The sequence below is a fragment of the Enterobacter sp. 302C9 genome, assembly GCF_034106085.1.
Lineage (GTDB): Bacteria > Pseudomonadota > Gammaproteobacteria > Enterobacterales > Enterobacteriaceae > Enterobacter > Enterobacter asburiae_B.
On record NZ_JAWNBW010000001.1, the window covers coordinates 72,696 to 95,440 of the forward strand.

The window sequence follows — 22,745 nt, forward strand, 5'->3', positions numbered from 1 at the left end:
TGCTATGTCTTTTGCCGTACCGCGCGCGTTACCGTTGTCCTTGCTGGCCGCTCTTGTGCTGGCAGGCTGTGCCGAAAAAGGGGCCGCTCCGCTCAAAAAGGGGGAGAAGCCCGTCGATGTGGCGAGCGTTGTGCGGCAGAAAATGCCCGCCAGCGTGAAGGATCGCAACGCGTGGGCAGATGCGCTGGCAAAAACCTTTGAAAGCCAAAAGATCGCGCCGACCGAGGAGAATATCTGCTCGGTGCTGGCGGTGGCGCAGCAGGAGTCGATGTATCAGTCAGACCCGGTGGTGCCGGGCCTGAACAAAATTGCCTGGAAAGAGATCGACCGCCGCGCGGAGTCCATGCATATCCCGGTTTTCCTCGTGCATACCGCGCTTAAAATCACCTCGCCGAACGGAAAAAGCTACAGCGAACGGCTGGATGCGGTGAAAACCGAAAAACAGCTTAGCGCCATCTTTGATGATTTCATCAGTATGGTCCCGATGGGGCAGAAGCTGTTTGGCTCGCTGAACCCGGTACATACCGGTGGCCCGATGCAGGTGAGCATTGCGTTCGCGGAGAAGCATACCGACGGCTACCCGTGGAAAATCGACGGTACGGTACGTCAGGAGGTCTTCTCCCTGCGCGGTGGGCTGTGGTTCGGCACGTATCATCTGCTGAACTATCCGGCGAACTACAATGAGCCGCTGTACCGCTTTGCCGACTTTAACGCGGGCTGGTATGCCAGCCGTAATGCGGCATTCCAGAGTGCGGTCAGCCGCGCAAGCGGCGTCAAGCTCGCACTGGACGGCGATCTCATCGCTTACGGCAGCAGCGAGGCGGGAAGCACCGAGCTGGCAGTACGGAAATTATCCACCACGCTTGGCTTGAGCAATAGCGACATTCGCCGTCAGCTTGAGAAAGGCGACAGCCTGGCCTTTGAGAAAACGGATCTGTACAACAAGGTGTTTGCGCTTGCGGAGCAGAAAAGCGGGAAAACGTTACCGAGGGCGATCCTGCCGGGGATCCAACTGGAAAGCCCGAAGATCACCCGTAACCTGACCACCGCATGGTTCGCAAAACGCGTGGACGATCGCCGGGCTCGCTGTATGGGGCTTTAACGGCGACGGCGAAAGCGCAACACTAACGCCACAACGCCCAGAATCATGCATCCCGCGAGGAAGGGGATCAGGCCGAACAGGGTGCTGACGCCAAAGCCAATCTCAACTCGCGGGCGTCCGTTATCCTGCACCTGCATCAGGTGTTCATAAACGCCCGGCGCATGGACCAGCATATTGAGCAGCTGGGAACCGGCCCAGAAGCAGAACAGGACAAACAGGGCATAAGCGATATTACCCGCCGTGGAGGTTTTTGGTTTGCCGCCAAAAATCGGTTTCGACAATGTAAAGTCAGCCATGTTGACCTCCCGTGGTATCACTCTGTTTTAATACGCGTCTTACGGGGTGAGTTTGACAGGTCATCGCATTTGTCAATATCAGAATCGTGGTAATTTGCGCTCAGGAATTCTCCTGGATTGTCGATTTCTGCAGCACATCACAATTTCATCACTTAAGTGAAATTGCGTCGCGTTTCAGAATTTCCGTATCTGCCACAGACCTGGCCGTAAAACTGTGAGAGGATGTCTTTTTTTCCTGCCGGAGTTGTTATGAAGCTCACGTCCAAACTACGCCGTGACTGGCACTACTACGCCTTTGCCATCGGGCTGATCTTTATTCTTAACGGTGTCGTGGGCCTGTTGGGTTTTGAAGCTAAAGGATGGCAAACCTATGCCGTCGGGCTGGTGACCTGGGTGATAAGTTTCTGGCTGGCGGGGCTGATTATCCGCCGTCGTCCTGAAGAGACGACAGCGGATGAGGCGAAGAGCGCCGATTAACCGTTTACGGAACTTTTAAGCGCGCTGTCGGCGGCGTGACGCTCCAGCGCCAGTTCGATCAGGCGGGTGATCAGTTCAGGGTAGCTCAGGCCGCTGGCCTGCCACAGTTTTGGATACATGCTGATGTTAGTGAACCCCGGCAGCGTGTTGATTTCATTGATCACCACTTCGTTTTCCGGCGTCAGGAACACATCCACGCGCGCCATGCCGCAGCAGCCGAGCGTCTGATAAGCGCGAATGGCGATCGCCCGGATCTTATCGTTAATCGCCGGATCGATATCCGCAGGAACGACAACCTGCGCGCCTTTGTCATCAATGTATTTGGTGTCGTACGAGTAGAAGTCGCTGTTTAACACCACTTCGCCGCAGGTGCTCGCCTGTGGAAAATCATTGCCCAGCACGGCGCACTCAATTTCACGGCCTTTGATGCCCTGCTCAACCACCACTTTATGGTCGAACTCAAACGCCAGACGGACAGCCTGCGTGAACTCTGCTTCGCTGGTGACTTTGCTGACGCCCACGGAGGAGCCCTGGTTTGCAGGCTTCACAAACAGCGGCAGACCCAGCTCTCCGCTAATTTGCGCGAAGCTGTGCTTGTCGCGGTTGGCGCGGGTGAGGGTCACAAATGGCGCAATATTCAGCCCGGCATCGCGCAGCAGGCGTTTGGTGACGTCTTTGTCCATGCACGCGGCAGAGCCGAGGACGTCCGAGCCGACGAACGGCAGGTTGGCCATGCGCAGCATTCCCTGCAGGGAACCATCTTCGCCCAGGGTGCCGTGAACGATAGGGAAGACAACGTCGATCTGGGCGAGAGCCTGTGCGTTGCCGGCGTCGATGAGCTGCCCCTTCGCGACGCCGGGTACGGTGGCGACGCTCACTTCCGAAGGATTAAGGGCGATATGCGCCGGATCGTGAGCATTCAGCAGATACTGGCTGGCATCGTTAACGTGCCACTGCCCCTGTTTATCAATGCCCAGCAGCACCACGTCGAAACGGCTTTTATCGATCGCATCGACGATATTTTTGGCCGATTGCAATGACACTTCGTGCTCCGCTGATTTTCCCCCAAAGACAATACCTACGCGCTGCTTAGCCATCTCACTCTCTTCCAGTCTGACGAAAAGCCAATAACATACCACGATGCCCGGCGGGTTTCGCGGCCTTCTGCCATAATGTTTTGGGGAATGTTGAGGGGGGAGAGTGAAAGGAAAAACGCTGCTGACCATTTTCATCATTGTGGCCGTTGCAACGGTGGGTTACCGCTGGTTGCCGCCTTACTACAACCCTTTCATACCGCTGACGCTTGACGACCCGCCGGGCCGAATCGCCCAGTATAAGCTCCGGCGCTTAACTCCCGAGGCGTGCGCGAGCCTGCTTTCGCAGGCTAACCAAAGAGATCTCATCCGCACCCAGCCGGTGGCCGACAGCGGTGGCGCGTGTCCGCTTAACAACGTCGTGCGCGTGCGTGATTTTGGCCCGGTCGGCCTGAACAGCAGCTTTCTTGCCAGCTGTCCGCTGGCGCTCAGCTCTGCACTGTTTATCAGCCAGCAGGCCCGGCCGCTGACAAAACGCTATACAGGCAGCGACCTGGCGCGTATCGACCACCTCGGCAGCTATGCCTGCCGCAATATTTATCACCGCCCTGACGCGCGACGCAGTGAGCATGCCACGGCGGAGGCGCTGGATATCGCCGCCTTTCGGCTGGCGAACGGGGAGCGCGTCACGGTGCTGAACGGCTGGAAGGCGGCAACAACGCAGCCATGGCTGAAGGCCATGCTGGCGGCAAGCTGCGGCTACTACGGAAACGGCCTCGGGCCGGAGTATAACGCGGCGCATGCCAACCATTTTCATCTGGGAATGCGCGGTTTCGGACTCTGTCGGTGAAGCATAATATTCCGCCAGAAAATGGATGAATTGTGACTTGTTTCACAAATATGATGACTGGGAAGATAAAACACCAAAGTCAGTCAGGCCGCATCTCTGGTGCGACGTCAAAACGCGTAACTTGCTAATCTGTAGGCGAATTCGCCTAAAAATGAAGACTATTTCTTTATGGAATCCTGGAAAGTTAATCTCATCTCGGTCTGGTTCGGCTGCTTCTTTACCGGGCTGGCCATTAGCCAGATCCTGCCGTTCCTGCCGCTGTACGTCTCGCAGCTGGGGGTGACCTCGCATGAAGCGCTCTCCATGTGGTCCGGCCTGACGTTCAGCGTCACGTTTCTGGTCTCCGCCATTGTGTCACCGATGTGGGGCAGCCTGGCGGATCGTAAAGGCCGAAAACTGATGCTGCTGCGCGCCTCGCTCGGGATGGCGATTGCCATTCTGCTCCAGGCCTTCGCCACCAACGTCTGGCAGCTGTTTTTCCTGCGTGCGGTGATGGGGCTGACGTCCGGGTACATTCCAAACGCCATGGCGCTGGTCGCCTCTCAGGTGCCGCGCGAGCGTAGCGGCTGGGCGCTGAGTACGCTCTCCACGGCCCAAATAAGCGGCGTCATCGGCGGTCCGCTGCTGGGCGGTTTTCTGGCGGATCACGTCGGGCTGCGGGCGGTATTTATCATCACCGCGATCCTGTTGGTGGTCAGTTTTCTGGTCACGTTCTTTCTTATCAAAGAGGGAGGCCGCCCGGTTATCAGTAAATCTGAACGCCTGAGCGGCAAGGCCGTCTTCGCCTCGCTGCCCTATCCTGGACTGATGATCAGCCTGTTTGTGACCACTATGGTTATCCAGCTTTGTAACGGTTCGGTCGGTCCGATTCTGGCGCTGTTTATCAAGTCGATGGAGCCGGAAAGTACAAATATCGCTTTTCTGAGCGGCATGATTGCCGCCGTGCCGGGCGTATCCGCCCTGATTTCCGCGCCGCGTCTGGGAAAACTGGGTGACAGGATCGGCACGGCGCGCATCCTGATGGCGACGCTGATCTTTGCGGTCGTGCTCTTCTTCGCGATGTCGTTTGTCACCTCTCCGCTTCAGCTTGGCGTATTGCGATTCCTGCTCGGGTTTGCTGATGGTGCAATGTTGCCTGCGGTACAGACCCTGCTGGTTAAATATTCCAGCGACCAGGTGACGGGGCGTATTTTTGGATATAACCAGTCATTTATGTATCTGGGGAATGTTGCCGGTCCGCTTATAGGCGCATCCGTTTCCGCGATGGCCGGTTTTCGTTGGGTATTCGCCGCCACGGCGATTGTCGTTTTAATCAATATTATCCAGCTGGCTATTGCGCTGCGTCGCCGCAGACAAATGGCGGAAGCGAAATCGTCGAGATAATCGTTTCGTTGATGTATTATATATTCTTATGGTAGCCGCATTTTTATATAACAAAATGCGGCGCTTTTTTATAGAAAAACGTTTCGCTCACCGCGGCGGTCCTTTATTTTCATTCCTGCATCACTTTTGCATACCATAATAAATTTCTTCTCTTTGCATTATGGATTCAGAATGCTAACTTCAGACAAAACTGAAAAAGGAACTGGCACGATGAAAAATCTCATTGCTGAATTGCTGGTCAAGCTGGCACAAAAGGAAGAGGAGTCAAAAGAGCTGGTTGCTCAGGTCGAAGCGCTGGAAATTGTGGTCACCGCGCTGCTGCGACAAATGGCGAAAACCGATCAACAGGCGTTGATTGAGAGCGTGGAAGGCGCGCTGGACAGCGTCAGGCCTGAATCGCAGGTTCCGGTTGAGGATGCCGAGATGCTCCACCAGTACGTAAAGAAGCTGTTAAGGCATCCGCGCACCTAAACCGTCACAGGACGTAACGACGTGTCATAGAATTGTCATGCAGGATGCCTATAGTCGCTCTGTTTTTATTTTTTATGTATTTGTACATGGAGAAAATAAATTGAAACAGAGCGCACTTTTCATCGCATTACTTCCCCTGTTAATTACCCCTGCCGTTTATGCCGATACTGCCCAAACCAGCGTGCTGGATAATCGCGCGGCAAAAGGGGATATCACCCAGCCTGGCGGCGCACGCCGTTTATCAGAAGATCAAACTGCCGCTATTCGCGCTTCGCTGAATGATAAGCCGGCGAAAAATATTATTCTGCTTATTGGCGATGGAATGGGGGATTCCGAAATCACGGCGGCGCGAAATTATGCCGAGGGTGCGGGCGGCTTTTTTAAAGGCATCGACGCATTACCGCTGACCGGACAATATACCCATTACGCGCTGGATAAAAAAACCGGTAAACCGGATTACGTCACGGACTCCGCGGCCTCTGCTACGGCGTGGTCCACCGGCGTGAAAACCTATAATGGCGCGCTGGGTGTGGATATTCACGAAAAAGATCATCAAACCCTTCTGGAGATGGCAAAAGCGGCGGGCCTGGCGACCGGCAACGTCTCCACCGCTGAACTTCAGGATGCAACGCCTGCGGCGCTGGTGGCGCACGTGACCTCGCGTAAATGCTACGGTCCGTCAGTGACCAGCGAAAAATGCCCGACGAACGCGCTGGAAAAAGGCGGCAAAGGCTCGATTACGGAACAGCTGCTGAACGCGCGTCCTGACGTGACCCTCGGCGGCGGCGCGAAAACCTTTGCAGAAACCGCAACGGCGGGCGAGTGGCAGGGCAAAACGCTGCGCGAGCAGGCGCAGGCCCGCGGCTATCAGCTGGTGAGTGATGCAAATTCGCTGGCAGCCATCACCGAGGCGAACCAGGACAAGCCGCTGCTGGGGCTATTCTCTGACGGCAACATGCCCGTGCGCTGGGAAGGACCAAAAGCCTCTTATCACGGCAATATCGATAAACCTGCCGTGACCTGTACGCCTAACCCGAAACGCACGGACAGCGTACCGACGCTGGCGGCGATGACCGATAAAGCCATCTCTCTGCTGAGCAAGAGCGAAAAAGGGTTCTTCCTGCAGGTTGAGGGCGCGTCGATCGATAAGCAGGATCATGCGGCGAATCCGTGCGGCCAGATTGGCGAAACCGTCGATCTGGACGAAGCGGTGCAGAAGGCGCTTGAGTTCGCGAAAAAAGACGGCAACACCCTGGTGATCGTCACCGCGGACCATGCGCACGCCAGCCAGATCATCCCGGCAGATACCAAAGCCCCGGGCCTGACGCAGGCGCTGAATACCAAAGATGGCGCCGTTATGGTGTTGAGCTACGGCAACTCTGAGGAAGAGTCCATGGAGCACACCGGCACCCAGCTGCGCATTGCAGCCTACGGTCCGCACGCGGCAAATGTGGTAGGCCTGACCGATCAAACGGATCTGTTCTACACCATGAAGGCGGCGCTGGGTTTTAAATGATAAAATCCCGGCGGAAATCACATCTGTCGGCTGGTTTTTTTCCTGTCACGAACCAGACTTACAGGGAATGTTCACAAAAGGATGGTGCAATGAAAACAACATTACTGGTTACTCTGCTCTCCGGCCTGTTCCTGGTCGCATCGGCGAACGCGGAAGAGAAGACGCTAACGCCGCAACAACAGCGTATGACCACCTGTAATCAACAGGCGACGTCGCAGAGTCTGAAGGGAGATGCCCGCAAGACCTACATGAGCGACTGCCTTAAAAATGGCGCCGCGAAACCGGCTGAAAAAAGCCTGACGCCGCAGCAGCAAAAAATGCGCGAGTGTAATGCGAAAGCGACCGAGCAGTCCCTGAAGGGGGACGACCGCAGCAAGTTCATGAGCGCGTGCCTGAAGAAAAAAGTGTAGTTCAAACGGGTGAGCGGCTCCGGCGGCTCACCCGAAATTTCATACTTTCCCCGCAGACCCCCTCTCTATAATTTGGGAAAATGTTTCAGAATATTCCCAAAAATGATGAATGATGAAACGTATTACAACAAAAAGCGCATTCGGGAAGAGTGGAATTTAACCCTTTCTCAGGATGACCCTCACCGCGCCGGCATTCAGTTTGCCCGGAGAGTTCGGCTGGCGCGCGCCGTCGGGCTGGCGGCGATGTTTTTCCCCGTTGCGGGGATGCTGGTCACCCATTTTTTACCCGGTGGCTGGTGGCTTTTACTGGTGGGGTGGGCGTTCGTCTGGCCCCATTTTGCCTGGCAGCTGTCCTGCCGCGCCGCTTCACCTCATCAGCAGGAAATTTTCAATCTTAAAATCGATGCCATTATCGCCGGGCTCTGGATAGGCGTGATGGGGATGAATGCATTACCCACCGCAGCGCTGGTGATGATGGTGGGGATGAATATGATGGGTTCCGGGGGCTGTCGCCTGTTTCTCCCGGGGATCGCGTTGACGCTGCTCTCCGCGCTGGTGACCCTGCCACTCGTCGGGAAAGTGGCCGTCTTCAACCCCGACCTCGTGGAGTGGGGCTTAACGTTACCCGTGCTGGTGCTGTATCCCATGCTGTTTGCCTGGCTCAGCCACCGAACCGCCGTCAGGCTTGCGGAACATAAGCAGCGGCTGGAAATGATGAGCACCCGCGACGGGATGACCGGGGTCTTTAACCGTCGGCACTGGGAAATGCTGCTGCGAAATGAATTTGAGCATTGTCGGCGCGACCACAGCACCGCCACGATATTGCTGATTGATATCGACCACTTTAAAAACATCAACGACACCTGGGGGCACGACGTGGGCGACGAGGCGATCATCGCCATTACGCGTCAGCTCCAGCGGTCGGTACGGTCAGGCGATGCGATCGGTCGGTTTGGCGGGGATGAGTTTGCGGTGATTATGTCGCAGACCGCGGCGGAAAGCGCCATCGCCGTGATGTCGCGACTGCATGAGCGGCTGGAAAAACTGACGTTACCGTGCGCGCCAAAAGAAGCGCTGCGCATCAGCGTAGGCGTTGCCCCCTGGGGGCCGCAGTTTGGAAATTATCGGGAATGGCTGAAGGCGGCCGACGTGGCGCTGTACAGGGCGAAAAATGCCGGGCGCGGCCGCACCGAAGTGGCCGCCTGACGCCCGGTCAGAAATCAGGATTTACTCAGCTTCTCTGATTTTTCCATGCATTTTGCCATCGCTTCAATGACGGCCGAGCGGAATCCGCGCTCTTCCAGCACCCGCACCGCTTCGATGGTGGTACCGCCCGGGGAGCAGACCATATCTTTCAGTTCACCCGGGTGTTTGCCGGTTTCCAGCACCATTTTGGCGGAGCCCATGACGGCCTGCGCGGCGAACTTATACGCCTGCGCGCGCGGCATTCCGCCAAGCACGGCGGCGTCGGCCATCGCTTCTAAAAACATGAACACATAGGCAGGGGCTGAGCCACTCACGCCGACCACCGGATGGATCATCGATTCGGCAATCACTTCTGCTTCACCGAAGCAGCGGAAAATATTCAGAACATCGGCCACTTCTTCTGTGGTCACCAGCGCGTTAGGCGTGACGGAGGTCATGCCGGCATTGACCAGCGAGGGGGTGTTGGGCATGGCGCGGACGATTTTACGATCGTGACCCAGCGCGCGCGCCAGCTGATCGAGCGTGACGCCTGCGGCAATCGACACGACCAGCGTCTCTTTATTCAGGCTGGAGGTGATATCGCTCAGCACTTTGATCATGATGTTCGGCTTGACGGCGCCAAAGACGATATCGGCGACCTGGGCGACTTCCTGCGCGCTTTCGGCGGCGTTGATCCCATATTGATCGCGCAACTCGGCGACTTTGTCCGGTGACGGGGTATAGACCCAAATCTGACCCGGCAGCACCTGCCCGCTGGCGATCAGACCGCCCAGGATGGCTTTGCCCATGTTACCGCAGCCGATAAACCCGATTTTCTTGTCCATCACGATTCTCCGTCATTATGCGTTGTTTTCTCTGATTGATAGCTTAACAACGAAATGCAGGCGACAATAGTCGGCAGACTCATTATGGGGAGACAATATGGCGATTTGGGTTGATGCGGACGCGTGTCCGAACGTGATTAAAGAGATTTTATTTCGCGCCGCCGAGCGCGTTCAGATGCCGCTGACGCTGGTGGCGAACCAGAATATTCGCGTACCGCCTTCGCGGTTCATCCGCTCCTTGCGCGTGCCGGCCGGGTTCGACGTGGCGGATAACGAAATTGTTCGCCTGTGCAGCGCGGAGGATCTGGTGATCACGGCGGATATTCCGCTGGCTGCCGAAGTGCTGGAGAAAGGGGCGGCGGCGCTCAATCCGCGCGGGGAGCGTTACTCGCCTTCGACCATTCGCGAGAAGCTCACCATGCGCGATTTTATGGATACGATGCGGGCCAGCGGCGTGCAGACCGGTGGACCGGACAGCCTGTCCCAGCGCGATCGCCAGCAGTTCGCTGCCGAGCTGGATAAATGGCTGCTGGAAGTGAAGCGCCGCACAGCGTAATGATAATTATTGTCAATTTGTGGTACAGTGTGGCCTCCACAGGGTTGTCATCCCGTACCGCTTTGCAGTAAAGTAATCGCAACATCTTCTGCAATTATTTCTTTACACTCTTCAGCCATTCGGCATCAAGGGGAACACCTGGCATGACCCAACCCATCTTTTTAGTTGGCCCCCGCGGCTGTGGGAAAACCACCGTTGGCCTGGAGCTGGCACGCGTGTGTCATCGCCAGTTTGTTGATACCGACCACTGGCTGCAAACCGAGGCCGGAAAAACCATCGCCGAGATTGTTGAGCAAGAGGGATGGGAGAGCTTTCGCGCGCGCGAAACCGCCGCGCTGAAAGCGGTCACGACCCCGTCTGCCGTGATCGCGACCGGCGGAGGCATCGTTCTGGCGGAGTGCAATCGCCACTTTATGCGCGAAAAGGGGATTGTGATTTATCTCAGCGCGCCGGTGTCGGCCCTGGTTGGGCGTCTGGAAGCCTTTCCGGAAGAGGGGCAACGTCCCGCGCTGACCTCCAGGCCGCTCAGCGAAGAGGTGAGCGAAGTGCTGGCCGAACGCGATGCGCTATACCGCGAAGCGGCTCACCACGTGGTGGATGCGTCAGCCTCTCCCGAAGAGGTTGTGATTCAGATTATTACCGCCCTGCGTTTGGCTTGTGCCAGCTAACCGGCGTCTATACTTATAGCTCAGACATAAAAAAAGGATGAGCTATGCCAACCAGACCTCCCTATCCGCGTGAAGCACGCATTGTTACCGTTGAAAAAGGCCAGACGGGTCATACCGTGACCTGGTATCAACTGCGTGCCGATCACCCCAAGCCGGACTCGCTGATCAGTGAACACGAGACTGAACAGGAAGCGCTGGACGCGAAACGGCGCTATGAAGATCCCGATAAAACCTGACCCTTTTCCTAAACGTTCCAGTATCGTGCCTGAATCACACTTTTTACTCATCGGGAAAGTTAAGCAGGAGTTAATATTTAGTTATTACAAGTAACTCCGGTATCGGCAGGCGATCTTTACATTTCGATGTCGGGATCACCTGCTACGCTTGGTGCTGTTTTGTTGAAAAAATGAACTGTGCAGCGTAGTGAGCCTGTACCTGTGTGCACGATGTTGGAGTAATGGAAGGCGATCAAGATGAAGGCAACGTTGGCGATCCTCACCATTGGTGTGGTCCCTGTAAGCGAAGTGTTACCGCTCTTAACCGAGCATGTATCTGAACAACAGATAACGCATCTTAGCCTGCTGGGGAAGATGAGTCGGGAAGAGGTCATGGAAGACTACGCTGTCGAGGCGGGGGAGGATCCCCTGGCGACGTTATTAAGCGACGGTAAACTGGCTCACGTTTCGCGTCAGAAAATCGAGCGCTCGCTGCAGGGCGTAATAGAAGTGCTCGATAATCAAGGTTATGACGTTATTTTGCTGATGAGCACCGCGCCCATTAAGGGGCTTACGGCGCGTAATGCGATTTTGCTTGAGCCGATGCGGATCATTCCACCGCTGGTGGCCTCCATCGTGGATGGTCATCAGGTGGGGGTGATTGTGCCCATTGAGGAGCTCATGGATAACCAGGAAGCAAAATGGCACGTGCTGGAAAAAGTGCCCTTGTATGCGCTGGGAAATCCGTTCTGGGACAGTGAGGCAAAACTTATTGCTGCCGGGAAGGAACTGCTTGAGAGAGGAGCAGATGTCTTGATTCTGGACTGCCTCGGTTTCCATCAGCACCATCGTGATCTGCTGCAAAAAGCGCTGGATGTGCCCGTGCTGTTATCCAACGTTCTGATGGCTCGCCTTGCCTCGGAACTTCTCATGTAATGATTTTGCGTGACAGGTGATGAGCATGGCCCCTATAGTGAATTTTTATCTATAAATATAAGGGCCAGTTCATGCTTCAAAGTAACGAATACTTTTCCGGTAAAGTGAAATCCATTGGTTTTACCAGCAGCAGCACTGGCCGCGCCAGTGTCGGCGTTATGGCGGAAGGGGAATACACCTTTGGCACGGCGGAAGCTGAAGAAATGACGGTCGTCAGCGGTGCGCTGAACGTCTTACTGCCGGGTGAAACGGAATGGAAAGTTTACGCTGCCGGGCAAGTTTTCAACGTCCCTGGCCACAGCGAGTTCCATTTGCAGGTCGCTGAACCTACCTCTTATCTGTGCCGCTACCTGAAATAAAAAAAAAAGCCGGGTGGCGCTAACGCTTACCCGGCCTGCGTTTTGCCTGTTATCTCTGCGCTTCGCCGCCGAGACCTTCCACCAGATTCTGAATCAACGCGGCCAGCTCGCCGGTCATCAGGATGAAGTCCGCGTCAAAGCGCTGGGCGTAATCTTCCCTGTCGATATCTTCGTTCTGATCGCGCAGCTCGTCGCAGAACTTCAGACGCTTCACGGAGCCGTCGTCGCACATCACGAACTGAATGCGCTGCTGCCAGTCGAGCGCCAATTTAGTGACCACTTTACCCGCTTCAATGTGTACGGCGATCTCGTCGCTCACCAGATCCTGCTTCTTCGCGCGGATCACGCCGCCATCTTCCAGCAGGGCTTTCAGCTCGGCTTCATCAAGGATCTGGAAACCCTGAGCCGCAGCGCCGCTGCGTACCCATTCGGTCAGCGTCAGCTCGATCGGCGTTTCCAGCGCCAGCGGAACGACCGGTAAAGATCCGATGCTTTTACGCAGCAGGGCCAGCGTATCTTCTGCTTTCTTGGCGCTGGCGCAGTCCACCATGATCAGCCCGTTGACGGTGTCGATCCACATCATGGTCTGGCTGAAGCGGCTGAAGGCACGCGGCAGCAGGGAGTGCAGCACTTCGTCTTTCAGCGAATCTTTTTCGGTCTTTTTCAGCTTGCGGCCCTGTTCGGCTTCCAGCTTGAAAATTTTCGCTTCGAGCGCCTGCTTAACCACCGGCGTCGGCAGGATTTTCTCTTCTTTACGGGCGCAGACGATGATTTGACCCGTGCTGCTGGCGTGGGTCAGTGCATCGCTTTGTGAACCCATTGGCGGAACCCAGCCGGTTTTCGCCATATCCTGGCTACCGCAAGGGGAAAAGGTATAGGCGGCTAACTGTTTTTCCATCTCTTCTGCACGCAGCGAAACGTCGCGGCTGAGACGGTAAACCATCAAATTTTTGAACCACAGCATGATAATTTCCACGGCCTTGTCGTTAAATCAGCGGGCATGATAACGAATTGTCGCATCGCTTGCATTGCTAATCGGGAAGCGTGCTTCTACTCTGTTGATAATCAAAATAATGAGGAGAGTCTTGTGCGTATTGGGATCGATTTGGGCGGCACCAAAACAGAAGTTATCGCACTGAGCGAGCAGGGGAAGCAGCTGTTTCGCCACCGTCTGCCGACGCCGCGCGATGATTATCACCAGACTATCGAGACGATTGCCAGCCTGGTTGAGATGGCAGAGCAGGCGACAGGGCAAACCGGCAGCGTCGGGATGGGGATCCCGGGGTCGATCTCGCCGTATACCGGGGTGGTTAAAAATGCCAACTCCACCTGGCTCAACGGTCAGCCGTTTGATAAAGATTTGAGCCAACGTCTGAACCGGGAAGTGCGTCTGGCCAACGACGCTAACTGTCTGGCGGTCTCTGAGGCCATCGACGGCGCGGCGGCCGGTGCCCAGACCGTGTTTGCCGTGATCGTCGGTACCGGCTGCGGCGCGGGCGTGGCGTTCGGCGGACGCGCCCATATCGGCGGTAACGGCACCGCGGGCGAGTGGGGACACAACTCGCTGCCGTGGATGGATGAAGACGAGCTTAAATACCGCGCTGAGGTGCCGTGCTACTGCGGAAAGCAGGGCTGTATTGAGACGTTTATCTCCGGCACCGGTTTTGCGACCGACTACCACCGCTTAAGCGGCCAGCCGCTTAAGGGCAACGAAATCATGCGTCTGGTCGAAGAACAGGATCCGGTCGCCGAGCTGGCCCTTAGCCGCTACGAAATGCGGCTGGCGAAATCCCTGGCGCACGTGGTGAATATTCTCGATCCGGACGTGATTGTGCTCGGCGGCGGCATGAGCAACGTCGACCGGCTGTACGCCACGGTACCGAATCTGGTGAAACAGTGGGTGTTTGGCGGCGAGTGTGAAACCCCGATCCGCAAAGCTGTCCACGGTGACTCCAGCGGCGTGCGCGGCGCGGCGTGGCTGTGGCCGGAATAAAAGCAAATAATGTTTATTCCCTCTCCCTGTGGGAGAGGGCCTGGGTGGGGCAAGGTAAAAGCAAAACAGCAACGCAAGTTGCTGTTTTTGGTGTTTTTACCCTCTCCCTGTGGGAGAGGGCTAGGGTGAGGGCATCAGACCGCACCGACCTACCATTCAGCCCACCGCAAATTCCTTATCCAGCCTGCTGTACCCCAGCCCGTTAATTTTCTTCACCTTGATCTGCACCGGAATGCGCTCTTTCATTGCCTCTACGTGGCTGATCACGCCGATGGTTTTCCCGGTGGCGTTCAGCGCGTCGAGCGCATCCAGCGCGGTATCCAGCGTTTCACTGTCGAGCGTGCCGAACCCCTCATCCAGGAACAGGGAATCGATCCGCGTCTTATGGCTCACCAGATCGGAAAGAGCCAGCGCCAGCGCCAGGCTGACCAGGAAGCTCTCGCCGCCCGAGAGCGTTCGGGTATCGCGAACCGCATCCGCCTGCCAGGTATCGACCACTTCCAGCTCCAGCGCGTCGCTGGCCTTGCGCTGCAGCAGATAACGCCCGTGCAGACGGTTAAGCTGCTGGTTAGCAAGCCAGACGAGATTATCCAGCGTCAGCCCCTGCGCGAACTTGCGGAACTTGTCGCCGGTGCTGGAGCCGATCAGCGCGTTCAGATAACCCCAGTCATCCGCCTGGCGCGCGGCCTCTTCAATTTGCTGCATCAACGCCAGCTGGTGCTGACGGTTATCGCTGTCCTGCTTAAGCTGCTGGCGGATCTCGCCCTGATGCGTGGTGTTCTCGCGAAGCCTTTCCGCCAGCTGCTGCAGCTGGCTTTGCAGCGTGGGGGCATCGGCGTTGAGCCCTTCCGGCCGCAGCGCCAGATGAGCCTGCAGCTGCTGGTTAGCCTGGCCGGAAAGGGCCGCGGCCTGCTGTATCTGGCTTTCCAGCGACTGCTTCAGCTGTTCGAGGTGGCGAATAGCGTCGTCATCCAGCAGCGCGGCAAGGAAGGCGTCCCGATCGGCAAAGCAGCTTGCTGCGAGCGCCGCGGTGAACTGCGTCTGCGACTGCTGCAGGCGCTCTTGCTCCAGCTTTTCCTGCTGCTGCTGCGCGCTGAGCTGGCTTTGTAGCGACACGCATTCGTCATGCACGTCGCGCCAGCCGTCAGGAATGGCCGGTTCGGCCTCTTCGCCGTTCGTTTCCGGAAGCGTGTCGAGCAGCGGCTTCAGCGCGTTTATGCGTTCCAGAAGCACGCCGTGCTGCGTTTGTTTCTCCTGCCACTGCGCGAATTCCGCTTCGCGGGCGTGCAGCCAGGCGGCTTCATTGCCGTCTTCAGGTACGTTAAGCGATAGCGAGAGCAGGGTGATTTCCAGCGCCTGGCGCGCGGCCGTCAGCTGCTGCTGATACTGTCGCTCCTGCACTTCCTGATCGTTTAGCTGGTTTTGCAGGGTCAGACGCTGGCTCAACTGATAAAGCTGGCGCTCGTACTGTTCCTGCTCGTTCATCCATGGCGTGATATCTTCCTGAATATTCAACGCGATGTTCAGGGAAGTGCAGGCCTCCATCCACTCTTTAGTGAGCGCTTGCTCTTCCTGAGAGAGAGTCTGCGCTTCGTCTGACTCGCGCTGGATCTGCTGCGTCAGGGCATTAACCTGTCCCAGCACCAGCAGGCCTTCCTCTTTAAGCGCGGCGACCTCTTTTTCCAGGTCATCGCGGCGGCGCTGGTTATCCGTCAGCTCAAGCGACTGGTATTGCGCAACGGCGGGGTGCTCGCTGGAGCCGCACAGCGGACAGGGTTTGCCTGCCTCAAGACGGGAACGATAGCTTTCCAGGTCTTTAATCGTCGCTTCGCGTTCGCAGAGGGCTTTAAGATCCAGAAAGTGCTGGTGTTTCTCTTTGTACTGCTGGCGACGCAGCGTCAGCGTTTCATTGAGTTTGTTTTGATCGGCCTGGGCCTTCTGCATGCTTTCACCGCTCTGGCGCAGGCGCTTTTGCAGCGGCTGATAGCGGGCATGCAGCGACGTCAGCCGCTGGCGCAGCGTGCGTGACCGGGACTGCTGCTCCATGGCCGCGCTGACCTCATCCGCCGTCAGCGTCAGCGCATTTTCCGGCATCTCAGCCAGCCTGTTGCGTAGTTCCCCCATCCGCGCAGCAAGTGAGGCTAACTGCGTTTTGTCGCGGTTAAGCTGTGAGAACTGGGCACGCCAGCCGGCAATCTCCTGCCCCAGCAGGCGATAGCGCTCGTGCTCCGACAGCCACTGCGCCAGTGCCGTCAGTTCGGTCTGAAGCTGCTCATGATTCCGCTGGGCGGTATGACGGATCCGCGCGCGCAGTGCGGTTTTGGCTTGTAAGCGAGTATTTACTTCAATAATTCGCTGCTGGGTTTGCGTCAGGCGCGCGGTTTGCTCCTGCTGGTGCGCCCAAAGCGGTCGAAGCTGGGCGGCGGGCAGAGCAAGCTGGAGCTTTGCCAGCTCTGGCGCAGCGTTCGTCAGCGCCTGTTGCGCCTGCTGCTGCATCGCGGTGACGCGCTGTTGCTCAAGTACGAGCTCATCATGGCGCGTAAGCCACTGAAAATCTTTCTGCTGGCTTTGCTGCTGAACCAGCAGGGTTTTCTCTTCATCAGTAAGCGCCTGCAAACTTTGCTGCAACTGCTGCTGTTGCTCTTCGCTCAACAGCACGACGCCTGCCGCCTGCGCCTCGCACTTTTCAAGCACGCTGCGGGCGGCTTTGTGTTTCTCAAACACCATGGCGGAAATCTGTCCGTAGATCTCGGTGCCGGTCAGCTCTTCCAGCAGCTCGGCGCGATCGCTCGGCCTGGCATTAAGGAAGGCGGCAAACTGCCCCTGTGAGAGCAGCATCGAGCGGGTGAAGCGGCCATAGTCCAGCCCGGTGAGCGCGGCGGTTTGCTCCAGTTTATCCGTCACTTTGTCGGCCAGGATTTTGCCATCTTCGCAGCGCGCCAGCTCCACGCGCGGCGCCTGCAGGTTGCCGTCCGGCTGGTTGCGCGCGCGGTTCTGGCTCCAGAATGCGCGATAGGCGGTGCCTTTTACCTCGAACTCCACTTCCGCCAGGCACTCGGCGGTGTCGCGCGTCATCAGGTCGTTTTGCGCCTGAGAGACCTTCTGTAGTCGCGGCGTTTCGTGATAAAGCGCCAGGCAGATGGCGTCGAGCAGGGTGGTTTTACCTGCCCCGGTCGCGCCGGTAATGGCAAACAGCCCGTTGCTGGCAAACGGCTCCGCGGTAAAGTCAATTTTCCACTCGCCCTTGAGGGAGTTGAGATTTTTCAGGCGCAGGCTCAAAATTTTCATGCGTTTTCTTCCTCATCATTGAGCGCATGCAGGGTATGGCTGAACAGTTCGCTGAGTCTTGCGCGCTTCGCGTCGTCAATTTCCTCCTGCGAGAGCCTGCGTTCAAACACCTCTTCAACCCGCAGTTCACTGAGCGTTTCACGTTGAGCGCTTAACAGAATTTTCTCGCGCTGCTCGCGGCTGCGGCGTACCAGTAAGACTTCGACGGGCAAATCTTCCGTCAGCGCCTGAATTTTACGCTGCATATCGTGCAGGTAGTCGTCGGTGGTGATTTCGATATCCAGCCAGACGGGCGGGTTAAGCGCTGTTCCGCGCCACTGCTCAAGCTGGGCGGTAATGGCGTCAAGATCGCCCTTCAGCACCGCCAGCGGCTGGGTGACCGGTACTTCCAGCGTCTCGACGGCGTGAAGTTTTCCCTCGGAGAAGCTCACCAGATGGACGGACTTGGCTTTGCCCGTTTCGTCAAAGCTGAGCGAAAGAGGCGAGCCGCAGTAGCGGATGTGCTCGCTGCCACCGACGATCTGCGCCCGGTGAATATGTCCGAGCGCAATGTAGTCGGCTGGCGGGAAGTTCTGCGCCGGAAAGGCATCCAGCGTGCCGATATAGATGTCACGTACGGCGTCACTTTTACTGGCTCCGACGGTGGTGAGATGGCCGGTCGCAATCACCGGAATCGGCTGGTCGCCGCGCAGGGCGCAGGCATCGACGTGCTGCTGGTGATAATAGTCGGTGATGGCCTGCAGGAGATGCTGCTGTTTTTCCGCGCCCGACAGCCCCGCCTGACTTTGCACGATGTCCCGCGGACGCAAAAAGGGAATGGGGCACAGCACCGCCCCCGGCGTGCCGTCGCGTTTTTTCAGGATCTGCGGGGCGTGCCCGGCGCTGGCGACGACGGTGGTATTGAGAAATGCCAGGATGTCACGAGATTCATTGAGCGTCGCGACGGAATCATGGTTGCCGGCGACAATCACCAGATGACAGCCGGTTTGCTGCAAATTCACCACGAAGCGGTTGTACAGTTCACGCGCATAGCTGGGGGGCGAGCCGGTATCAAAGATGTCACCCGCCACAATAATCGCGTCCACCTCGTGCGTCCGGGCCGTTTTCAGCAGCCAGTTCAGGAACGCTTCATGTTCAGCCGCACGGCTTTTGCTGTAAAAATTTTGACCCAGATGCCAGTCCGAAGTGTGAAGTATGCGCATAGCTGATCCGTGGCAAAAAAGAGAAAGCAGGATTATAAACGTTCAGAGACGGGAAAATAACCGCTGTAATAAAACAACGGTTTGCCCGTTATCGTGGTACTGTTTTTCATAAATCTGTCATAAATCTGACGCATAATGGCGCCGAATTACAAACTTGTAACTTAAATAAGATAAGACAGGGCAAAGTATGGCGAGACGTATTCTGGTCGTAGAAGATGAAGCTCCAATTCGTGAAATGGTGTGCTTCGTGCTCGAGCAAAACGGCTTCCAGCCGGTTGAAGCGGAAGATTATGACAGCGCAGTGAACCAGCTGAATGAACCCTGGCCCGATCTGATTCTGCTGGACTGGATGTTGCCCGGCGGCTCCGGACTGCAGTTTATCAAACACCTGAAGCGTGAAGCGCTGACCCGCGACATCCCGGTTGTGATGCTCACGGCGCGCGGAGAAGAAGAGGATCGCGTTCGCGGTCTGGAGACCGGCGCGGACGATTACATTACTAAACCGTTCTCTCCAAAAGAGCTGGTTGCCCGCATTAAAGCCGTGATGCGCCGAATTTCGCCGATGGCGGTGGAAGAGGTGATAGAGATGCAGGGGCTGAGCCTTGACCCCACCTCACACCGCGTGATGACCGGTGAAAATCCCCTCGACATGGGGCCTACCGAATTTAAACTCCTGCACTTCTTTATGACCCACCCGGAACGCGTTTACAGCCGCGAGCAGTTGCTGAATAACGTCTGGGGAACTAACGTGTATGTCGAAGACCGGACGGTTGACGTACATATTCGCCGCCTGCGAAAAGCACTGGAACTGAGCGGCCACGATCGCATGGTGCAGACGGTCCGCGGCACGGGTTATCGTTTTTCTACCCGTTTCTGAACAATGACAGGAGTGTGACGCGTGCTGGAACGTCTGTCATGGAAAAGGCTCGTCTTTGAACTGATCTTATGCTGTATTCCGGCCTTCCTTCTGGGGGCCTTTCTTGGACACCTGCCGTGGTTTCTGCTGGCGTCGGTCACCGGGCTGCTGATCTGGCATTTCTGGAACCTGCTGCGCCTCTCCTGGTGGCTGTGGGTTGACCGAAGTATGACGCCGCCGCCGGGAAGCGGCAGCTGGGAGCCGCTGCTGTACGGTCTGCATCAGATGCAGATGCGTAATAAAAAGCGTCGCCGCGAGCTGGGAAGCCTGATTAAGCGTTTTCGCAGCGGTGCAGAGTCGCTGCCGGATGCCGTTATTCTGACGACCGAAGAAGGGACGATCTTCTGGTGTAACGGCCTTGCGCAACAGCTGCTGGGCCTGCGCTGGCCCGACGACAATGGCCAGAATATCCTCAACCTTCTGCGATATCCCGAGTTCACGCTGTATCTGAAAAAGCGTGATTTTACCCGCCCGCATAATCTGAAGCTCAATAATGGTCGCCATCTGGAAATCCGCGTGATGCCCTACAGCGATAAACAGTGGCTGATGGTGGCGCGCGATGTCACCCAGATGCACCAGCTGGAAGGGGCGCGTCGCAACTTCTTCGCCAACGTCAGTCACGAACTGCGTACACCGCTGACCGTGCTTCAGGGATACCTGGAGATGATGCAGGAGCAAACGCTTGAAGGCGCGCCGCGTGAAAAAGCGCTGCACACCATGCGCGAGCAAACGCACCGGATGGAAGGGCTGGTGAAGCAGCTGCTGACGCTCTCGAAGATTGAAGCGGCGCCGTCGCTCGCGCTAAATGACACCATTGATGTCCCGATGATGCTGCGGGTCGTTGAGCGTGAAGCGCAGACGCTAAGCCACAAAAAGCATCACCTGACCTTTGAGGTCGACAATACGCTGAAGGTGCTGGGCAGCGAAGATGAACTGCGGAGCGCCATTTCCAACCTGGTGTATAACGCGGTGAATCATACGCCGGAGGGGACGAATATCGTGGTGCGCTGGCACCATGCCCCAACGGGGGCTGAGTTTAGCGTGGAAGACAACGGGCCGGGGATTGCGCCTGAGCATATTCCGCGTCTGACCGAGCGCTTTTACCGTGTGGATAAAGCGCGATCCCGGCAAACAGGCGGAAGCGGCCTGGGGCTGGCAATTGTGAAACACGCGGTGAATCACCATGAAAGCCGTCTCGATATTCAGAGTACGCTGGGTAAAGGAACCCGCTTCAGTTTCGTTATTCCGGAACGATTAATTGCCAAAAAGATCGCCTGACGGCAGGCGTGTCATTTTACCTTTCCACGGGTCAGCGTCTGCTGGCCCGTTTGCTTTGCAGTCAAGCGAAACGCGGATGAATTTTATACGGCTGACTGTTTTTTGTTCGCATGATTAGCCATGGGTTTTTCTTATAAATAGCGTATTGTTCTGACATGTATTTTCATGCTGGCATATTGTTCTGGTTTTACGATCCCACCTTGCCTTTAAACGTTATAAGCGTTTAAATTGCGCCCCAGATACTGTCAGACCGACTGTATTTGCGTGGTAAATCGAAAAACTATTCTTCTCCACGCCAGGACGGGAGCATTTCCCGCTGAAATTGAGCAAATTTTCGGCTGTATCGTCCCGTCAGGGATATCGAAAATCTCAATGTTTTCAACACCACATCCACAGGCAGTAAGGTTTTATGACCCATCACTTAAAATCGCGTGACATCATCGCGCTGGGCTTTATGACATTTGCGCTGTTCGTTGGCGCAGGCAACATCATTTTCCCTCCAATGGTTGGCTTACAGGCGGGTGAACACGTCTGGACCGCCGCGTTTGGTTTCCTGATTACTGCCGTGGGTCTGCCGGTTCTGACCGTCGTCGCGCTGGCGAAAGTCGGCGGCGGTGTGGATAGCCTCAGCACCCCGATTGGCAAAGTGGCGGGCGTTCTGCTGGCAACCGTCTGCTATCTCGCCGTTGGCCCGCTGTTTGCGACCCCGCGTACGGCGACCGTGTCTTTCGAAGTGGGTATTGCTCCCCTGACCGGTGACGGTGCGATGCCGCTGTTTATCTACAGCCTGATCTACTTCGCGATCGTGATTCTGGTTTCCCTCTATCCGGGCAAGCTGCTGGATACCGTGGGTAACTTCCTGGCTCCGCTGAAAATTGTGGCGCTGATTGTTCTGGCGGTTGCGGCCATCGTCTGGCCAGCGGGCCCGATTAGCGACGCGATGGACGCCTATAAAAACGCCGCGTTCTCTAACGGCTTTGTGAACGGCTACCTGACGATGGATACGCTGGGCGCCATGGTGTTTGGTATCGTTATCGTTAACGCCGCGCGTTCCCGCGGTGTGACCGAAGCGCGTCTGCTGACCCGCTATACCATCTGGGCTGGCCTGATGGCCGGCGTGGGGCTGACGCTGCTGTATCTGGCGCTGTTCCGTCTGGGTTCCGATAGCGCCATGCTGGTTGAGCAGAACGCCAACGGTGCGGCTATCCTGCACGCCTACGTTCAGCACACCTTTGGCGGTGCGGGCAGTATGCTGCTGGCAGCGCTGATTTTCCTGGCGTGTCTGGTGACGGCGGTTGGCCTGACCTGCGCCTGCGCAGAGTTCTTTGCACAGTATCTGCCGCTCTCTTACCGCACCCTGGTGTTTATCCTCGGTATCTTCTCCATGGCGGTGTCCAACCTCGGTCTGAGCCACCTGATTCAGGTCTCTATTCCGGTACTGACGGCGATTTACCCGCCGTGTATTGTGCTGGTCGTGCTGAGCTTTACTCGCCCGTGGTGGAACAACTCTTCACGAATTATTGCGCCAGCCATGTTTATCAGCCTGATTTTTGGTATCCTTGACGGGATTAAAGCATCAGCTTTCGCGCACATACTGCCGGCATGGACACAGCGTCTGCCGCTGTCCGAGCAGGGTCTGGCCTGGCTGATGCCTACCGTTGTTGCACTGGTTCTGGCGATTATCTGGGACCGTGCTGCAGGGCGTCAGGTCGCATCGAACGCTCATTAATCAACGGCAACAAACTGTTTAACCACGGGGCTTAAG

The 22,745-nt window shown here is 56.8% G+C and carries 23 protein-coding genes; 17 read left to right on the forward strand and 6 right to left on the reverse strand.

The annotated features are described in order from the left end of the window. The first annotated feature begins 4 nt into the window (after positions 1 to 4). Complete coding sequence (locus tag UR289_RS00350) at positions 5 to 1,102, forward strand: DUF1615 domain-containing protein (RefSeq protein WP_045400611.1); 1,098 nt, start codon at positions 5 to 7, stop codon at positions 1,100 to 1,102. Here the strand turns inward: UR289_RS00350 and UR289_RS00355 are convergent. Continuing rightward, positions 1,099 to 1,398 carry a DUF2755 family protein gene (locus UR289_RS00355; protein WP_008503287.1) on the reverse strand — a complete coding sequence of 100 codons (300 nt, stop codon included), beginning with the start codon at positions 1,396 to 1,398 and terminating at the stop codon, positions 1,099 to 1,101. The two genes, UR289_RS00350 and UR289_RS00355, sit on opposite strands and share 4 nt — an antisense overlap. Before the next feature lie 249 nt (positions 1,399 to 1,647). On the opposite strand from UR289_RS00355, the gene UR289_RS00360 reads away from it, so the two are divergent. Next, positions 1,648 to 1,875 (forward strand): DUF2754 domain-containing protein, encoded by a 228-nt coding sequence (locus tag UR289_RS00360; RefSeq protein ID WP_023310528.1) that lies wholly within the window; start codon positions 1,648 to 1,650, stop codon positions 1,873 to 1,875. On the opposite strand, the gene ddlA is transcribed toward UR289_RS00360, so the two are convergent. Beyond that, positions 1,872 to 2,972, reverse strand: coding sequence for a D-alanine--D-alanine ligase (gene ddlA / locus UR289_RS00365; RefSeq protein ID WP_033144742.1), 1,101 nt, complete (start codon positions 2,970 to 2,972; stop codon positions 1,872 to 1,874). The genes UR289_RS00360 and ddlA overlap by 4 nt on opposite strands. Before the next feature lie 103 nt (positions 2,973 to 3,075). On the opposite strand from ddlA, the gene UR289_RS00370 reads away from it, so the two are divergent. From UR289_RS00370 to adrA, 6 genes are all read left to right on the forward strand, one after another. Then, positions 3,076 to 3,759: an extensin family protein gene (locus UR289_RS00370; protein WP_320708960.1), complete on the forward strand. Its 684-nt coding sequence runs from the start codon at positions 3,076 to 3,078 to the stop codon at positions 3,757 to 3,759. 168 nt (positions 3,760 to 3,927) lie between these two features. Beyond that, the gene (locus UR289_RS00375) at positions 3,928 to 5,142 is read left to right on the forward strand and encodes a multidrug efflux MFS transporter (protein WP_087822084.1); all 1,215 of its coding nucleotides are present in this window, start codon (positions 3,928 to 3,930) and stop codon (positions 5,140 to 5,142) included. Between the two features lie 210 nt (positions 5,143 to 5,352). Further along, positions 5,353 to 5,613, forward strand: coding sequence for an anti-adapter protein IraP (gene iraP, locus UR289_RS00380; RefSeq protein WP_023310532.1), 261 nt, complete (start codon positions 5,353 to 5,355; stop codon positions 5,611 to 5,613). Between the two features lie 100 nt (positions 5,614 to 5,713). Continuing rightward, positions 5,714 to 7,129 (forward strand): alkaline phosphatase, encoded by a 1,416-nt coding sequence (gene phoA / locus UR289_RS00385; RefSeq protein WP_045887909.1) that lies wholly within the window; start codon positions 5,714 to 5,716, stop codon positions 7,127 to 7,129. Positions 7,130 to 7,218: 89 nt separating this feature from the next. Beyond that, the gene (gene psiF, locus UR289_RS00390; RefSeq protein ID WP_023334671.1) at positions 7,219 to 7,539 is read left to right on the forward strand and encodes a phosphate starvation-inducible protein PsiF; all 321 of its coding nucleotides are present in this window, start codon (positions 7,219 to 7,221) and stop codon (positions 7,537 to 7,539) included. Between the two features lie 102 nt (positions 7,540 to 7,641). Beyond that, a complete protein-coding gene (gene adrA, locus UR289_RS00395) occupies positions 7,642 to 8,745 on the forward strand; it encodes a diguanylate cyclase AdrA (RefSeq protein WP_320708961.1) in 1,104 nt (367 codons plus the stop codon). Between the two features lie 14 nt (positions 8,746 to 8,759). Here adrA and proC read toward each other — a convergent pair whose 3' ends face one another. Next, positions 8,760 to 9,569: a pyrroline-5-carboxylate reductase gene (gene proC / locus UR289_RS00400; RefSeq protein ID WP_023310536.1), complete on the reverse strand. Its 810-nt coding sequence runs from the start codon at positions 9,567 to 9,569 to the stop codon at positions 8,760 to 8,762. Between the two features lie 97 nt (positions 9,570 to 9,666). On the opposite strand from proC, the gene UR289_RS00405 reads away from it, so the two are divergent. The 5 genes from UR289_RS00405 to ppnP all read left to right on the forward strand — a co-directional run bounded on the left by UR289_RS00405 (position 9,667) and on the right by ppnP (position 12,303). Beyond that, positions 9,667 to 10,125, forward strand: a complete 459-nt coding sequence (locus UR289_RS00405; RefSeq protein ID WP_010428006.1) for a YaiI/YqxD family protein — start codon at positions 9,667 to 9,669, stop codon at positions 10,123 to 10,125. 143 nt (positions 10,126 to 10,268) lie between these two features. After that, positions 10,269 to 10,793 (forward strand): shikimate kinase AroL, encoded by a 525-nt coding sequence (gene aroL / locus UR289_RS00410; protein WP_023310537.1) that lies wholly within the window; start codon positions 10,269 to 10,271, stop codon positions 10,791 to 10,793. A 44-nt stretch (positions 10,794 to 10,837) separates the two neighbouring features. Continuing rightward, entirely contained in the window at positions 10,838 to 11,029 is a 192-nt protein-coding gene (gene yaiA, locus UR289_RS00415) for a protein YaiA (RefSeq protein ID WP_032638425.1), read from the forward strand. 237 nt (positions 11,030 to 11,266) lie between these two features. Continuing rightward, positions 11,267 to 11,944 carry an AroM family protein gene (locus UR289_RS00420; RefSeq protein WP_320708962.1) on the forward strand — a complete coding sequence of 226 codons (678 nt, stop codon included), beginning with the start codon at positions 11,267 to 11,269 and terminating at the stop codon, positions 11,942 to 11,944. A gap of 71 nt (positions 11,945 to 12,015) precedes the next feature. Continuing rightward, a complete protein-coding gene (gene ppnP, locus UR289_RS00425; protein WP_008503270.1) occupies positions 12,016 to 12,303 on the forward strand; it encodes a pyrimidine/purine nucleoside phosphorylase in 288 nt (95 codons plus the stop codon). A 49-nt stretch (positions 12,304 to 12,352) separates the two neighbouring features. Here ppnP and rdgC read toward each other — a convergent pair whose 3' ends face one another. Continuing rightward, entirely contained in the window at positions 12,353 to 13,267 is a 915-nt protein-coding gene (rdgC, locus tag UR289_RS00430) for a recombination-associated protein RdgC (protein WP_023310540.1), read from the reverse strand. Positions 13,268 to 13,390: 123 nt separating this feature from the next. Here rdgC and mak point away from each other — a divergent pair, with 123 nt between their 5' ends. Continuing rightward, the gene (gene mak / locus UR289_RS00435) at positions 13,391 to 14,296 is read left to right on the forward strand and encodes a fructokinase (protein ID WP_320708963.1); all 906 of its coding nucleotides are present in this window, start codon (positions 13,391 to 13,393) and stop codon (positions 14,294 to 14,296) included. Between the two features lie 156 nt (positions 14,297 to 14,452). Here mak and sbcC read toward each other — a convergent pair whose 3' ends face one another. Next, complete coding sequence (gene sbcC, locus UR289_RS00440) at positions 14,453 to 17,584, reverse strand: exonuclease subunit SbcC (RefSeq protein ID WP_320708964.1); 3,132 nt, start codon at positions 17,582 to 17,584, stop codon at positions 14,453 to 14,455. After that, complete coding sequence (gene sbcD / locus UR289_RS00445; protein ID WP_320708965.1) at positions 17,581 to 18,786, reverse strand: exonuclease subunit SbcD; 1,206 nt, start codon at positions 18,784 to 18,786, stop codon at positions 17,581 to 17,583. The genes sbcC and sbcD overlap by 4 nt, the downstream gene beginning before the upstream one ends. Before the next feature lie 187 nt (positions 18,787 to 18,973). On the opposite strand from sbcD, the gene phoB reads away from it, so the two are divergent. From phoB to brnQ, 3 genes are all read left to right on the forward strand, one after another. Further along, the gene (gene phoB / locus UR289_RS00450) at positions 18,974 to 19,663 is read left to right on the forward strand and encodes a phosphate response regulator transcription factor PhoB (protein ID WP_008503265.1); all 690 of its coding nucleotides are present in this window, start codon (positions 18,974 to 18,976) and stop codon (positions 19,661 to 19,663) included. A gap of 21 nt (positions 19,664 to 19,684) precedes the next feature. Next, the gene (gene phoR / locus UR289_RS00455) at positions 19,685 to 20,980 is read left to right on the forward strand and encodes a phosphate regulon sensor histidine kinase PhoR (protein WP_058841165.1); all 1,296 of its coding nucleotides are present in this window, start codon (positions 19,685 to 19,687) and stop codon (positions 20,978 to 20,980) included. A gap of 409 nt (positions 20,981 to 21,389) precedes the next feature. Then, the gene (gene brnQ / locus UR289_RS00460) at positions 21,390 to 22,709 is read left to right on the forward strand and encodes a branched-chain amino acid transporter carrier protein BrnQ (RefSeq protein WP_023310545.1); all 1,320 of its coding nucleotides are present in this window, start codon (positions 21,390 to 21,392) and stop codon (positions 22,707 to 22,709) included. The last annotated feature ends 36 nt before the right edge of the window (positions 22,710 to 22,745 follow it).

Bases quoted from the DNA above. Each gene is read 5' to 3' on its own strand.
- sbcD (WP_320708965.1), bottom strand. From the start codon at position 18,786: ATGCGCATACTTCACACTTCGGACTGGCATCTGGGTCAAAATTTTTAC.
- aroL (WP_023310537.1), top strand. From the start codon at position 10,269: ATGACCCAACCCATCTTTTTAGTTGGCCCCCGCGGCTGTGGGAAAACC.
- proC (WP_023310536.1), bottom strand. From the start codon at position 9,569: ATGGACAAGAAAATCGGGTTTATCGGCTGCGGTAACATGGGCAAAGCC.
- brnQ (WP_023310545.1), top strand. From the start codon at position 21,390: ATGACCCATCACTTAAAATCGCGTGACATCATCGCGCTGGGCTTTATG.
- UR289_RS00350 (WP_045400611.1), top strand. From the start codon at position 5: ATGTCTTTTGCCGTACCGCGCGCGTTACCGTTGTCCTTGCTGGCCGCT.
- ddlA (WP_033144742.1), bottom strand. From the start codon at position 2,972: ATGGCTAAGCAGCGCGTAGGTATTGTCTTTGGGGGAAAATCAGCGGAG.
- rdgC (WP_023310540.1), bottom strand. From the start codon at position 13,267: ATGCTGTGGTTCAAAAATTTGATGGTTTACCGTCTCAGCCGCGACGTT.
- UR289_RS00355 (WP_008503287.1), bottom strand. From the start codon at position 1,398: ATGGCTGACTTTACATTGTCGAAACCGATTTTTGGCGGCAAACCAAAA.
- UR289_RS00420 (WP_320708962.1), top strand. From the start codon at position 11,267: ATGAAGGCAACGTTGGCGATCCTCACCATTGGTGTGGTCCCTGTAAGC.
- adrA (WP_320708961.1), top strand. From the start codon at position 7,642: ATGATGAATGATGAAACGTATTACAACAAAAAGCGCATTCGGGAAGAG.
- psiF (WP_023334671.1), top strand. From the start codon at position 7,219: ATGAAAACAACATTACTGGTTACTCTGCTCTCCGGCCTGTTCCTGGTC.
- UR289_RS00360 (WP_023310528.1), top strand. From the start codon at position 1,648: ATGAAGCTCACGTCCAAACTACGCCGTGACTGGCACTACTACGCCTTT.
- yaiA (WP_032638425.1), top strand. From the start codon at position 10,838: ATGCCAACCAGACCTCCCTATCCGCGTGAAGCACGCATTGTTACCGTT.
- iraP (WP_023310532.1), top strand. From the start codon at position 5,353: ATGAAAAATCTCATTGCTGAATTGCTGGTCAAGCTGGCACAAAAGGAA.
- UR289_RS00405 (WP_010428006.1), top strand. From the start codon at position 9,667: ATGGCGATTTGGGTTGATGCGGACGCGTGTCCGAACGTGATTAAAGAG.
- sbcC (WP_320708964.1), bottom strand. From the start codon at position 17,584: ATGAAAATTTTGAGCCTGCGCCTGAAAAATCTCAACTCCCTCAAGGGC.
- phoB (WP_008503265.1), top strand. From the start codon at position 18,974: ATGGCGAGACGTATTCTGGTCGTAGAAGATGAAGCTCCAATTCGTGAA.
- ppnP (WP_008503270.1), top strand. From the start codon at position 12,016: ATGCTTCAAAGTAACGAATACTTTTCCGGTAAAGTGAAATCCATTGGT.
- UR289_RS00375 (WP_087822084.1), top strand. From the start codon at position 3,928: ATGGAATCCTGGAAAGTTAATCTCATCTCGGTCTGGTTCGGCTGCTTC.